Source organism: Citrobacter sp. RHB35-C21, assembly GCF_013816515.1.
Classification (GTDB): Bacteria; Pseudomonadota; Gammaproteobacteria; order Enterobacterales; family Enterobacteriaceae; genus Citrobacter; species Citrobacter braakii.
In genome coordinates, this window is record NZ_CP057147.1 from 1282316 (window position 1) to 1296779 (window position 14464).

At 47.2% G+C, this 14464-nt stretch carries 11 protein-coding genes; 5 read left to right on the forward strand and 6 right to left on the reverse strand.

The window, feature by feature from the left end; all coding sequences use genetic code 11:
* Window positions 1-250 precede the first annotated feature (250 nt).
* The 3 genes from HVZ39_RS06240 (at window position 251) to HVZ39_RS06250 (ending at window position 5409) form a co-directional block, all read left to right on the forward strand.
* Window positions 251-751 carry an anti-virulence regulator CigR family protein gene (locus HVZ39_RS06240; RefSeq protein WP_016154103.1) on the forward strand — a complete coding sequence of 167 codons (501 nt, stop codon included), beginning with the start codon at window positions 251-253 and terminating at the stop codon, window positions 749-751.
* A gap of 796 nt (window positions 752-1547) precedes the next feature.
* The gene (evgA, locus tag HVZ39_RS06245; RefSeq protein ID WP_016157256.1) at window positions 1548-2162 is read left to right on the forward strand and encodes an acid-sensing system DNA-binding response regulator EvgA; all 615 of its coding nucleotides are present in this window, start codon (window positions 1548-1550) and stop codon (window positions 2160-2162) included.
* Between the two features lie 4 nt (window positions 2163-2166).
* Window positions 2167-5409: a transporter substrate-binding domain-containing protein gene (locus HVZ39_RS06250; RefSeq protein ID WP_181633348.1), complete on the forward strand. Its 3243-nt coding sequence runs from the start codon at window positions 2167-2169 to the stop codon at window positions 5407-5409.
* 74 nt (window positions 5410-5483) lie between these two features.
* Here the strand turns inward: HVZ39_RS06250 and HVZ39_RS06255 are convergent, their stop codons facing one another.
* The gene (locus tag HVZ39_RS06255; protein WP_016154099.1) at window positions 5484-6110 is read right to left on the reverse strand and encodes a YfdX family protein; all 627 of its coding nucleotides are present in this window, start codon (window positions 6108-6110) and stop codon (window positions 5484-5486) included.
* A 280-nt stretch (window positions 6111-6390) separates the two neighbouring features.
* Between HVZ39_RS06255 and HVZ39_RS06260 the strand changes: the two genes are divergently transcribed.
* A complete protein-coding gene (locus HVZ39_RS06260) occupies window positions 6391-6987 on the forward strand; it encodes a DUF308 domain-containing protein (protein WP_047358942.1) in 597 nt (198 codons plus the stop codon).
* A 56-nt stretch (window positions 6988-7043) separates the two neighbouring features.
* On the forward strand, window positions 7044-7334 hold the full coding sequence (locus tag HVZ39_RS06265) for an HdeA/HdeB family chaperone (RefSeq protein ID WP_223949840.1): 291 nt from the start codon (window positions 7044-7046) through the stop codon (window positions 7332-7334).
* Window positions 7335-7695: 361 nt separating this feature from the next.
* On the opposite strand, the gene HVZ39_RS06270 is transcribed toward HVZ39_RS06265, so the two are convergent.
* The 5 genes from HVZ39_RS06270 to HVZ39_RS06290 form a co-directional block, all read right to left on the reverse strand.
* Window positions 7696-10812, reverse strand: a complete 3117-nt coding sequence (locus tag HVZ39_RS06270) for an efflux RND transporter permease subunit (RefSeq protein WP_181633349.1) — start codon at window positions 10810-10812, stop codon at window positions 7696-7698.
* A 28-nt stretch (window positions 10813-10840) separates the two neighbouring features.
* Window positions 10841-11998 (reverse strand): efflux RND transporter periplasmic adaptor subunit, encoded by a 1158-nt coding sequence (locus HVZ39_RS06275; protein WP_149382225.1) that lies wholly within the window; start codon window positions 11996-11998, stop codon window positions 10841-10843.
* A gap of 278 nt (window positions 11999-12276) precedes the next feature.
* Window positions 12277-12843 carry a Slp family lipoprotein gene (locus tag HVZ39_RS06280; protein WP_016154094.1) on the reverse strand — a complete coding sequence of 189 codons (567 nt, stop codon included), beginning with the start codon at window positions 12841-12843 and terminating at the stop codon, window positions 12277-12279.
* A gap of 270 nt (window positions 12844-13113) precedes the next feature.
* Window positions 13114-13671: a hypothetical protein gene (locus HVZ39_RS06285; protein ID WP_249419310.1), complete on the reverse strand. Its 558-nt coding sequence runs from the start codon at window positions 13669-13671 to the stop codon at window positions 13114-13116.
* A complete protein-coding gene (locus HVZ39_RS06290; RefSeq protein WP_047499516.1) occupies window positions 13616-14386 on the reverse strand; it encodes a winged helix-turn-helix domain-containing protein in 771 nt (256 codons plus the stop codon). Before HVZ39_RS06290 ends, HVZ39_RS06285 begins: the two co-directional genes overlap by 56 nt.
* Window positions 14387-14464 lie beyond the last annotated feature (78 nt).

Here is a 14464-nt window from a genome sequence, read left to right on the forward strand (position 1 = left end):
CTTAACCGAAAAAAAACGCCGTTTTCTCTCCATTTTCGCGAAGTTATTCCCAAAAACTCAGATCCTGTGCCTGTCGCTTGCCGATCTGAGTTAACGGGAATGGCGGGTTTTAATTTTAAAAACGGTCAATCAAAGCTGCTCACTTTGCAAAGCGACAGCGTTTTTCTGCCAATAAATCGGATTCATAGCGATAGCCAATATTCACGCAATACCATACATTTTGTATGTATCCATATCTTAAGGAATCATCATGTCCAGGCTCCGTACTTTAGCAACGGCTTTAGTTGCCGTTGCCGCGATGTCGATGTGCGCTATCCCCGTTTCGGCTAACCCCGGTAATGGCAACGGAAATGGTAATAGCGGCAACCATGGTAATAGTGGGAATAAGGGTAATAGCAGTCATAGCCAGAAAGGAAACCCAGGCCCAAAAAACAACTCGCAATCGGAACAGCGTAAAAATTATGGCAAGCCGGACCATGTTGATAGTGATATTAGCTATAACGTGGCCAGGCAGTACGCCGTCAGATATGGTTTGACGGGATATAAGTCACTGCCTCCGGGCATCGCCAAAAATCTGGCGCGAGGAAAACCACTTCCTCCGGGGATCGCTAAGAAAAGTGTCCCATCCTCGATGCTGAATCAACTGCCGTATTACCCGGGTTATGAATGGCAGGTTGTTGGCGACAATCTGGTGTTGATTGCACTGAGCACGGCAATTGTCACCGCGGTTATCAATGGTGTGTTTGATTAAGTATCCCTGTACTTAACCACCACAAGCCCGCGCTACGCGCAATACCGTTCAGTTAAGCATGTATGGAGAACATGTGATTCCGGCTCAGGGTTCCGTTCACCTCAGTGATATCAATTCTCTGAGGCTCAGATACCCGTGAACGTGCAAGAGAGGCTCACCGTGCACTGAACCCCTATACCTGGACACTGTAATTTCATTGTTACTCTGTCAGAGTCCGGTACTCTACCGGACTCATCTATCTTTATGATTGCCGCGCTGTTGTGTTCTGCCGTCGTTACGCTGACCGTGAAAAGCTCCCATGCTATTGGGGCGTTGCCCAGTAAAGCCTGATTCATGACTGACTCCTGTGGCTCTGTTGTTTCCTGAGCCACAGGGCGTTTTACTATCAAATCAGCAGGTTTATTATCTTTTTCTCCAGATTTGACCTGGTATAAAAATGATTCTTAGATAGCTATTCTGCATATACACCTTTGCCGTTGTGATGACCCCCCCTGGTTATATGACCCCGGCCATTAAGAATGAATCATAATAGATGAGGGATTAATCCTACACATGTAGGAATATTCCTTTTGGTTGTGTTAATGGTTTGATATTTAGATAGGCTCAAGGTTTAAAATTTGTAAAATGCAGTGTTGCATTTATACCTTATTCTTCGTTTTTATAAAAAACTAATAAATATACGTGTGAATGTGTTAGGATTTACCTGATAACGCCTTATTTTTATAAATTATAATGCTTAAGGCTCACCTGCTCGATAGCCATCGCCTCTCTTTATTTATCGGGATTCTTGTACGCAATGAACGCGATAATCGTTGATGATCACCCATTAGCTCGCATAGCCATCCGCAACTTACTCGATACTAATGGTATTACCGTAACCACCGAGCTCGACAGCGGAGAGCATGTGGTCCAAACCGTTGAAAAAACTAAGCCGGAGCTACTGATTATTGATGTGGATATTCCGGGCATCAGCGGCATCGAAGTGCTGGAACAACTGCGAAAGCGGCACTATGCTGGTGTAATCATTATCATTTCAGCCAAAAATGAATTTTTTTACGGCAAACGTAGCGCCGAATACGGTGCCAACGGATTTGTGAGTAAAAAAGAAGGTATGAATAATATTCTTGCCGCAATCGAAGCTGCAAAAAATGGGTATAGCTATTTTCCCTTTTCCCTTGAGCATTTTACTGGCTCATCTGTCAGCGAACAGGATAAGCTTGATACGTTGTCGACTCAGGAAATGAGAGTGTTGCGTTATATTCTTAACGGTATGGATTACAGCACTATTGCCAGCAAAATGAACATCAGTAATAAAACGGTAAGCACCTATAAAAGCCGTTTGATGGAGAAATTAGATTGCTCGTCATTAATGGAAATTTATGATTATGCGCAAAGAAATAAAATAGGATAGAGTAATGCTGGAACGCTTGTTTATTTTTTTGATGGTCATATTTACCATCGGGTTTTCTACGGGTGTAAGCTCAGCCCGGCAAGTTGAGCTAAAAAGTAACTATAATACCTCAGTACAACATATCGGCTTGAACAGGGAAGAAACAAACTGGTTAGCGCATAAAAAAACCTTGGTTGTTGGCACCTGGTTACCGGAAGTCTCCCCCATTGTTTATCAAAATAGCGGTGAATATTATCGGGGCGTCAACGCGGATTATCTTGCGCTAATGCAAAAGAATCTCAATATAAAAATTGTTATAAAGCAGTATGATAATGAGCATGAAGCGCTGAACGCACTTGCCAGTAACGATGTAGATACATTGATAACTCAGCTGTCCCGGCGACAAGATGTCGGCGGCCATTTATTGCGCACTTCGGCATTACTGACGACGTGGCCGACGCTTGTGACCTCGCTAAAAAACACTATGCTGCCGCTGACCTCGGAGCATCCGGTTAGCGTCGCGTGTGTGCGAGATTGTCCTTTTCTTGATGTTATCCAGGATGCTTTTCCTGAAGCTAAAGTCTCATTTTACGACGACGAGTATCAGGCCATGGCATCGGTAGTGAACGGTGATAACCAATATTATATTGGGAACAATATCACCAGCAGTCATTGTGTCTCCCGATATTTTTCGCAATCACTGGTTATTACGCACTACTTTGATAAACAAGAGCAATATAATTATTTTGTGGTGAAGGACGACCAGCCAGTATTAAGAAATATTCTTGATGGTTTCATTACGTCAATCAGTAATGAAATTCATATGCAGGTCATGCAGAACTGGCTGAACCGCGGTAACCTTGCTTTTCTGAATGCGCCTATTCCTTTTACCGATCAGGAAAAAGCGTGGCTGAAGAAGAAACATACTATTCGCATTCTTATCAATCCAGATTATCCGCCTTACACGCTTGTCGATCGCAGCGGTGAGTTACGTGGAATTCTTGGCGATTTGCTGAATATTATTCATCTGCAAACGGGGATTGATTTTGAGCCGGTTTTGGCCAACACCAAAAGTGAACAGACAAAACAAATAAGCGGCGAACGATGGGATATGTATCCCACTATCACCCTGACAAATCAAAATCAGCACAATTCGACCTTTAGCGATCCGCTGATGAATGTGGCGTTTGTGATTATCACTTCCCGCGATGAAACGGCCGACTCGTTACTGAATACACCGATCCGTATTGCGTTGCCCGCCGGACATGTTTTGGAAAGTGACCTGAAACAACGCTACCCGCAGGCCACCTGGGTGGATGCTGATACTGGCAGCGTCGCGATGACTATGCTCAGGGATGGCAAGGTTGACGCGGCAATTGCTACCGAATTGTCGGCAAGGTTCATGGTCGATCATGACTACCAGAAAAATATGCACTTTTTTAGGCTACCGGATATGCCTGGTGCGTCGGTGAGCTTTGCGATTTCTCCCCACGAGCCCATGTTGAAGTCCGTAATGGATAAAGCGCTGCAGGCGATACCGCCGCGTGAGATTTTGCAGATGACGGAGAAGTGGTCGAAAATTTCTAATACGCAGGTCGATCTCTGGAGTCGGTATAGCAAACAGTTCTATCAACTGGTGGTGTTTGCGCTGTTGCTGATAGCAATTAGCCTGATCTGGGGGATCTCACTCTCCCGTGAGGTAAATAAAAGAAAACAATCGCAGCGGCAGCTGGAAGAGCAGCTTCATCTCAAAGAGGCACTGTCTCAAGAACTGGAAACCGAAAAAAATAAAGCGATTGAAGCAACCAAGGCCAAAAGTCGCTTTCTTGCGAGCATGAGCCATGAATTACGTACCCCTGTCAGCTCGATTGTGGGCTTTCTGGAATTACTGTCGAGCTCAGAACTCAGCCCGGCACAACGAAAAGAGGCGATTGCTCTTACCGCAGCGACAGCCCAGTCATTGCTTGGGCTGATCGGTAAGATTCTGGACGTTGATAAGATTGAGTCTGGTAAATATCAGGTTGTTCCTCAATGGACGGATCTCTCGCAGCTCATTGAATTGCAGTGTCACTCTTTTGATGCCTTAGCCAGACAGAAAGGCGTTACGCTTGCTTGCGTAAGCCAGTTGCCGGCAAACGAGAGGGTGTTTGTCGATCAACAAGCTTTGCGGCAAATTCTCACCAACCTGGTGGGCAATGCGCTGAAGTTTACCGAGCAGGGTAGCATTCATGTGACGGCCCGTTTAACACCTGACGGGGAGAATCACGGTACCCTGACCATCGCCATTAGCGATACCGGTTGCGGGATTAGCGAAGAGGAGCAGGCCGGGCTGTTTCGTCGCTACGCTCAGGGGCGCTGTGGGCGTCAACAAACGGGGTCTGGTCTGGGATTATTTATCTGCAAAGAGCTGGTGACGCTGATGGGCGGTACGCTGGATTTGATGAGCGTACCGGCGCAAGGAACCACGTTTACCATAACGCTGCCGGTTGAGACTGCCCGCCAGTCAATTGTACCGGATAGCAACACACCGGGGGCGCTGTTGCCGCTGCCGTGTCTGTCTATTTTGATAGCAGATGACAACCCGACCAATCGCCTGCTGCTTAAGCGACAGTTGAACGCCATTGGTTACAGCGTGGATGAAGCGTGTGATGGTGAGGAAGCCGAAGCCAAACTGGCTAAAAAATCATACGACCTGTTGATAACTGATGTGAATATGCCGAAGAAGGACGGGTTTGATCTTGCGGCTTCGTTACGTCGTCAGCAGCCTCATTTACAAATATGGGGACTGACGGCCAGCGCGCTCCCACAGTCACGTGACAGGTGTCTGCAAAACGGCATGAATTTGTGTCTGTTTAAGCCCGTGTCGATTCAGACACTGACGCATGAATTAAGTAAAATCGAAACCGGTTATTCGTCTCCTTGTGCAATCCGGCATCTGAAATTCAATGTCTTGACGGAAAATACTGGCGGCGATCGCGCATTAATGAACGAGATACTCGAAACATTCCGCGAGGCAACGTTTAGCGATTTACAGGCGGCCGAGAAAGCCGTTGAGCAAGACGAACCCCAGCTGTTTTTGCGAGCCCTTCACCGGTTGCATGGTTCGGCGCAAATTCTGGGCATTACTGCTCTTCAGACGCTATGCGAACCTTTTGAATCGATGCGACATGACGATCTTCCTCTGGCAGTACGCCAGGAAGCATTACAGAAGATTGTTGCCGTCATGCGGGAAATTGAGATTGAGATTAACAGTCTGATTAGCCATTAACCCCCCTGATCGGGTTGCCGTAGCAACCCGATCAGGAGAGAAAGTCCTGGTTCAACACTCCGTAGTGCTGAGTATTACTGGCCTGCGCCCAGCATCTCGCTATCGATCACAATGCCTTCTTCAGCACCCTTTAACACAAGGTTTGCTTCATAGTATTTACCTGAAGACAGCAGTTTTTGAGCGCTGGCAACGGCTTTACGCGTCTGATTCAGGGGCATCAGGTATTGGGTCTGAAGCACGCTGATACCCGCCAGTTGCAAGGTATCCACAGCACCTTTCCAGTCGCCTTTAGCCATTTTGCCATTCGCTGTATTGATAGCAGATTCTTTAGCTGGGGTGGCAATATAGTCTTCTGACAGCGCAATCGTAGCGTTAATAATCACGTACTGATCGTCAATCATCTTGGCTTTAGGCGCAGCTTTTACAAATTTCGCCCAGTCGTGGCTGTCACCTGCAAGCAGGGAAGCGGCGTCATCGGTTAATTTTTTAGCACTGTCAGGCTGTCCATGAAACAGGGCCAGACGGGCAAGCTGAATATCACGCATCGCGTTTGCACCTTGTACTGCGACCTGCATAATATCGGCAGCTTCTTTTTGTACATTGGCGGTAGCAGTTTGTGCCGGCGTGGTAGTGGTAGCTGCCAGTACCGGGGCTGAGCCCATCATGGTTGCAAGTAGACCTGCAAGAATAATCTTTTTCATTACTTTCTCCTGAATAAATTTGGTATATCTCACCAAACGAAATAAGCATATTAAATAACTTCGAAGAGTGGAATCAGAGCCAGGATAGAATAATGAGCGTTTAATCTTACAGGTGTCAGACGTCTGACGCGTGTAGGATTATACGGATAATGACATTCCTTTATTCTTATATACGAATTCGGAGTGAAAGTCTTATCATCCCATTGTAAGTGATATGTATTAATTGAATATTACTCTTTTATTAGTAGGTTACATTGCGTTTCTATGTAACGGAGGATGTATGTTTGTTTTTAATCAGCGTAGCCTGAAAGCATTTAATGAAAAAACACTATTTCATTATAAAAGACACGCCACAATCATGGCCGTGCTGTTGTTGGTTTGTGGCATCTGCTGCTTAATCTATCCAATCGCTGCAGGTGTTTACTTGAGCTATGCAACAGGTTTTATGTTCCTGGTGTGCGGCTTCTATTCTATTTACAGCCTGTTTTCCTCAGGTAAAAAGCAGTTGAAAGCCAAATTTACCTATGCCTTTTTTGCTATCGCATGGTTGCTGCTGGGATACTGTTTCCTCGAAAATCCTGTGATAGGTATGAATTCATTGGCAATGGTTTTTTGCTGCCTGTTTATTCTTGGCGGGATTTTTCGTGTTGCTTCCGGCGTCAAAATGTTCCGCAGTCCGGGCTATGGATGGAATATTTTTATCGGTATTTTTGACCTGCTTATTGCAGCCGTGTGGCTGAATATGGATCCCGACCGCTCTTATGTGTTTACCTCCATCTTTATAGGCGTTGAGATGATCTTTAGTTCTTTGGCTTTTATCAGTCTGCGCAGAAATGCGTCGTTGGTACAAACTGAAAAACTCGCCGATAAAAATTAATGCTACTTCTGGAGCGCATTGTGAATATTAAATTGATTGTCTCTACAGCTATTCTTATGGCCTCTGTTATGGCGCCGATGAGCCGTGCTTTTGCTACACAGGCAACGGAAGCGGCGCCACAAGATATGACCTGTAAAGAATTCGTTGATATGAGTCGGCAATACATGACAGCAATTGCCTTTGTGATTGTTAATAAAAATTCGGACTTTAAAGGCGATGATTATGTTCCCCTGCATGAGGTGGAAACTGTCGCTGTACCCAAGATGATTAAAATGTGTCATCGACACCCTGATACTAAATTGGGCGAGCTGGCCGTAAATCTGAAGGGTTCCGGTCTGCACTATTGATTACCCGTTTTGATAGCCTGGCATGAGTCAGAATTGACAACCTCTGTACCTACCTTAGTTGTTACCCTACAAGAAAAAATCCCCGTAATGTTTACCCTGCTATCCGCGAGAAATTCGCTGGATAGCAGGGCCCGCTAACAACCGTAGACCTGATAAGCGAAGCGCCACCGGGCATTGATTACCCGCAGAGCAGAGGGACTCAAGTGTGGTGGAGAATGCCACTCTTAACGTAGTCACAGTATCGTCGCTGTAATGAAATGAAGAACTTAAGGTGAATGGAACCCTTTCTCTGAGAGAGCATTGAGAATCCCTGGGATTTAATAAACTTATCCCAGGGATAATCACGTACGAGGGCAGGGAATCAGCGCCGTGTTTTGAATCGCGCCAGCATGTTTTCTACGAGAACAAAGAACAGCGGAACAAAGTAGATCGCCAGCACTGTCGCGGCCAGCATCCCACCAATAACACCCGTACCGACGGCATTTTGCGCGCCAGAGCCCGCGCCGTTGCTTATTGCCAGAGGGATAACCCCTAAGATAAAGGCCAGTGACGTCATCAAAATAGGTCGTAAGCGCATTTGCGCGGCCTCTACTGCGGCTTCAAGCGGCGTTTTTCCTTCCTTTTGCATGATCTCGACGGCGAACTCGACGATCAGAATGGCGTTTTTAGCCGAGAGCCCCATAGTGGTGAGCAGGCCTACCTGGAAGTAAACATCATTGCTCAGGCCGCGCAAGTCGGTCGCCAGCAAAGCGCCGACCACCCCGATTGGCACAACCAGCATTACCGAGAACGGTATCGACCAGCTTTCATACAGTGCCGCCAGTGCCAGAAACACGACGATCAGCGAAATGCCGTACAGCATTGGTGCCTGGTTTGTGGACAGCGCCTCCTGATAAGACAGACCGGTCCAGGCATAGCCGACGCCCGCAGGCAGTTTATTTATCAGCGATGCCATAAATTTCATCGCATCGCCGCTGCTTTTCCCTTCGACCGGCTGGCCCAGAATTTCCATTGCAGGCTGACCGTTGTAGCGTTCAAGGCGGGGAGAACCGTAGGTCCATTCGGTGGATGAGTAGGCCGAAAGCGGCGTCATAGCGCCGGAGGCATTACGTACGTACCAGTGATTAATATTATCCGGCAACATACGGAACGGCGTATCGGCCTGGACATACACTTTTTTAACGCGTCCCTGATTCAGGAAATCATTGACATAGCGACTACCGAACGCCGTGGAGATGGTCTGATTGATATCCGATAATGCAACGCCCATGGCTTCCGCCTTCGTGGCGTTAACATGAATGCGGAACATCGGTGTATCTTCCAGACCATTCGGGCGCACCCCGTCGACCTCACCGGACGACTGGTTGGCCAGCGCCAGAAGCTCGTTTCGGGCCTGCATCATTTTTTCATGCCCAAGGTTACCGTTATCCAGCAGCTCCATGTCAAAACCTGAAGCCGTTCCCAGTTCTGCAACAGCGGGTAAATTAAACGGATAAACGACGGCATTATTGATGGTGCTTAAGGCCATCATCGCCCGTCGAATAATGGCGGTAACTGAGTTTTCTTCACCAACGCGTTCTGACCACGGTTTCAGGCTGATAAACGCCAGACCGTTGTTTTGCCCCTGGCCGCTGAAACCAAATCCGCCTACGGTGAAAACCGAAGCGACATTTTTCTGTTCTTTCGTCAGGTAGTAATCCGTTATTTCCCCGAGCACTTTGCTGGTGTTCACCATCGTTGAGCCCGAAGGCAATTGCGCGGTGGTCATGAATACCCCCTGGTCTTCTTCAGGCAAAAAGGAGGTCGGGGTACGTAGAAACAGCACAATCATGCCCGCGCCAATCACTAAGTACACGACCATATAACGGCCTGTGCAACGTAGCAGTTTACGGGTGCTGTCCGTGTAGTGCTGAGTACATTTCTCCATAAAGTGATTGAAACGGGTAAACAGAATATGTGTGTTTGCTTTTTCTCCCTCGTGGGATTTCAACAGCATGGCGCAGAGTGCTGGCGTCAGGCTCATCGCCACAAACACCGACAGCAGCATGGAGGAGATTAAGGTGATAGAAAACTGACGGAAAATTTCACCGGTTGCTCCGCTCATAAATGCCATCGGCATAAATACGGCGGATAACACAACGGCAATACCGACCAGCGCTCTCTGCAACTGGCCCATCGCTTTGTGGGTCGCCGCTTTTGGTGACAGGTGTTCTTCGGCAATAATGCGTTCTACGTTCTCAACCACCACGATGGCATCATCGACTAGCAACCCTATCGCCAGCACCATGCCAAACATCGTGAGCGTATTAATCGAAAAACCCGCGACGTCGAGTATCGCAAAGGTGCCAAGGATCACTACCGGAACGGCGATTGTGGGAATAAGCGTTGCGCGGAAACTTTGCAAAAACAGATACATGACGAGGAATACCAGAATGATTGCCTCGATCAAAGTATGAAAAACCCCCTGAATCGAAATCTCGATAAACGGAGTGGTGTCATAGGGATAAACGGTTTTCATGCTGGCCGGAAACCAGGCCGATAATCTGTTCAGCTCCTGTTTGACTGCCTGGGATGTTTCCAGGGCATTCGAGCCAGCGGCAAGTTTAATTGCAATCCCGGCGGCGGGTTTGCCGTTGTAACGTGCAACCGTTGCATAATTTTCCGCACCCAGCTCAATTCGCGCGACATCGCGCAGCAGAACCTGGGAGCCATCTTGCTGAACTTTAAGAAAGATCTTGCCAAATTCATCGGTAGTTTGCAGGCGCGTCTGGACGATTATCGACGCATTTAGCTGCTGATCGGCTGACTGAGGCATGCCTCCCAACTGCCCGCCCGATATCTGGTTGTTCTGAACTTTGAGCTGGGTAATGACGTCCTGAGGTGTGAGGTTATACTTGTCGAGCTTTTGCGGATCCAGCCAGATACGCATGGCGTATTGCGAACCGAATAACTGTACGCTCCCCACCCCGGCAGTGCGGCTTATTGGGTCTTTGATGTTCGAGGCCACATAGTCGGCAATATCATATTGGCTCAGGCTGTTATTATCAGAGATAAAGCCGGCGACCATCAAAATATTGCTGCTGGATTTATCAACACTGATCCCTTGCTGCTGTACTTCCTGCGGTAAAGAAGGCATCGCCAGCTGCAGTTTATTCTGTACCTGAACCTGCGCAATATCGGGTGACGTGCCCGTTTTGAAAGTCAGGATAATCGACGCATTACCTGCCGCATCGCTGGTGGATGACATATACATCAGGCCATCAAGACCATTCATATTCTGTTCAATCACCTGAGTTACGGAGTCTTCAACGGTCTTTGCGTCTGCCCCTGGGTAGGCAGCGCTGATGGTAATGGTTGGGGGAGCAATTTGTGGATACTGGGCGATCGGCAGGTTCATTATCGCGATACCGCCCGTAAACATCATGATAATGGCGAGCACCCAGGCGAAAACCGGGCGCTCAATAAAAAAGTTGGCCATGAAGAAAGTGTCCTTAATACCTGAAATATTACTGTTCAGTTCCCGCGTCAGGAGTGGTCAGTTTTGAAGGGAGGACCCGGGCTTTGATTCCCGGACGAATTCTTTGTAATCCGGACACAATGACCCGATCGCCGGGGCGTAATCCTGCGGTCACCAGCCATTGATTGCCAACGGCCTTCACGGCGTTTATTTCGCGCAGTTGCACCACGTTTTGCTGGTCAAGGATCAGCGCAGTGGCTTTTCCTTGTTCGTTATGCGTAATCCCTTGTTGGGGGACCATCAAAACGTTCTGCTGGCTGCCTTCGTCCAGCAACGCTGTGACATACATGCCGGGTAAAATTTCACCTTCAGGATTGGGGAACACGGCGCGCAAAGTCACCGATCCGGTGGTCTCATCGACGGCGGGATCGGAAAACTCAAGCGTACCGGTATGGCGATAGGGTTTGCCGTTTTCCAGCATCAGCTCAACTGGAATTTTGCCTTGTTGCTGGGCAATTTTGCCGTTGGCTTTCTCTTCTTTCAGGCGTAAGAAATCTTGTACTGACTGTGTTAAATCAACATAAATCGGATCCAGCCGCTGAATGGTGACCAGCGCGTTTTCCTGATTTGCGGTGACCAGGGCACCCACGGTTACGGAGGATTTACCGCTGATGCCATCAATCGGTGAGGTGACATTAGCGTAACGAAGGTTGATGGTGGCCTGCTCAAGATCCGCTTTGGCGACGGCGACATTGGCTTCTGCTTCATTAAGCTGTGAGCGTGTCGTGTCGTAGTCCTGACGGCTGACGTAATTGGATTTTATTAACGCTGACTGCCGATTTAATGTCAGACGCACATTATTGGCCGTCGCCAGTGCCTTTGCCAGCGCGCCTTTGGCTGAATCCAGTCGTGCCTGCAGCGGGGCTGGATCAATTTGATACAGTGACTCTCCTTTGCTGACTTTATCACCTTCAATAAAGTTGCGTTTTATGATGATCCCACCAACCTGAGGGCGGATTTCGGCGATCTCGAATGAAACCGCGCGACCTGGAAGTTCACTTTTAATATTCACTGAAGAGGGCGCTAAGGTAACAACGCCGACCTCGGGCTCCATCGCGGTGGTTTTTACTGCAGGTTTATTATCGCAGGCGGTGATGATGACGCTACTAAAAAATAATGGTATCAACAGTAAGCATTTTCTGTTCATAGTAATCCCTGAATAAATCGTAAACACCGATGTTCTTTTATTACAGGCAGGGTGGAAGAGTTATCGGTAAATAACAAAAGATGCTCAGGCATGAGATGGCTAAAGCCCATTTTTTCGCTCAAGTGTTAGCGGGTAAAATTATATGTAACAGGAAGAATGCGTGCTAAGCGAAGGATCTCATAAAGCAGGATGGCGCAATAAGGTCAACGCGGGGTGATGTGCTGGGCGTTTGTCAGTACCCGACTCCGGAATATATTCGCGCCATCTTACTACAGAGATTATTTCACTAGCTCCGGAGTTACCTGAGTTACTGTATTAGCGTAATAGGGGGCGCCCCACATGGGTTCAGGCCAGAACGCGCCATAGCCGTAATCCCACATATTATAGGTGGTGTTGACTGACTCTGTTAAATGCCAAACCTGAATACCTTGTAAATCAACTTTAACAAAGTTGTACGGGACTTTGTTGATGAATCCTGGTTCATCTCCTTGAATTGTCCCCAAAATAGTAACGAAATGGTTTCTGTAGTTTACCGGATCGAGAAAACCTTTCTGCTGGGCAAGAATACGCCCCTGATAGCTCGCGTCTATTTGCGGTTTAGCATAGTTGTTCAGTGGCAGAACGGCGATTTCCAGTAATGTATCCGTTTTGGTGTTAATCACATTGATGACTTTACCCCCAAAGCGGGCCTGCTGACCGGTATATAATCCCGGTTGGTTATGCACGGAGATAAAGTTTTTTTGTATATCTGGTTGATTATTACCTTTGATATTCTCAGGAATTGAAGCACATGACGCCAGGGTGAAAGCAAGGGCAACAATTATCAACCCTTTTGTTTTTTTCATTTTACTTTCCTGCTAAAAAAAAAGACAGGCCAATAATAACCCTTTGCTCATTATTGTCAGCAAACGTGCCGTTGATTATCTAAAATTAATATTATTGTAGCTTATGGTAATAACGGACTGTATTTTATCTGGTCGCTGGATAAGGGCGAAAGCGTGTGGCGACAGGGAAAGCGATTTACTGTCGCCACACGTGGAGTCAGGGCCAATGCGTTACCGTGCCCTGCTCTGGTTTAGCCAGGCGGGTAGGCAATCCTGGATTACGGCTTATTACTACGATTTACTAACGCAGACGTTCGTTGGCGAAAAGGTATTGCCTAACAGGTAGGCATTATCAATTTTATATATTTGCGCACGCTTACTGGGTGTGAACGGGTCATAGATATTATGGATAAACATCTCATCCGACACGTTATCCAGACTGTGTTTACTCATTTTCACGTCTTGCAGAAAAACGACGCCTTTATCTTTTATCCGATAATTAAAACTGACGGAGCGTTGCAGGATAAGGCGATGTCCTGGGCGGTTGTCTGCCAGTGGGGTTGTGGTAATAATCCCTGAGAAATCAATGACGCCAGTGTTATCTGTTTGCAACTGGATCATCAGGCTACCATCGTATTTCCCACCCCCGGGCAGTTCGGGTAGTGAAAGTGTGGAGACGCAATGCACGCTTATTCCCTGATTGACTGGAATGAGGCTGATTCCATTCGCGCTTAACAAGGTGCTGACAGCGACCAGAACGGCCGCTCCTGCAAGTAATATCTTGGTTTTATATTTAGTATTCATGGATATAAAGGTCCTTGCATCCAGCAAACTTTGTTTTTTCTGCATTATTGAAAGTACAGCGGGATAAAAATATGCGACCTTTTTCGCCGTAGACGTACAGATCGTCAGGCTGGAAAATAAACAATGCGCCAGCCAGACACTTCAGGTGTAAATCAGCCATTTTTTTGGCTTTTTCAAGTTTCGCAGTTGCCACTTCTCGTGAGCTTTCAAAAACGGTATAGACCGGACAGAGGTCGATATTGCCAAGTTTATACAACTGTACGACGGGAAGGTTGTTTTGAGTGCTGTTAAACAATGTGTTGACTGGGTAAAGAAGCATGAATAACGAGACACCCCCAGCTGCAAGCAGCATCATTTTTACGCGTTTTGACAGGGAAGGCGTGGCTTTTGCGGGAGTGAGGGACGCCGCGGAAACCAAAGGCGATTCCTCTATGGTGGTTACCAATCCTTCAGCGATGAAAAAGCCGACCCGTGGTACTGTTTGAATAATCTCGTGTTCACAACCGAGCTCCTGTAATCCTTTACGAATCAAAGAAATATACTGGCTTAATGAGTTGTTTGAGGCTTGCAGACCATTTTTGTCCCAGACATTCGTAAACATCTCTTCTCTCGAGACTACTTTCCCTTCCTGCTCGAGGAGATAGGTGAAGATCCTGTTTGCGGTAATAGACAGGGTGAGTGAGTTGTCCGACGGACTCAGACTCGCCAAAACGCCATCATCAGTCCTAAATGTAACTTCATTGTTAATTAGATATTTCATTTTTTCATCATTAACAGGGTATTACGTAATTATAAACCATAGTGGTATTTCTTCTTCACTACAGTATCGTGAGAGGTG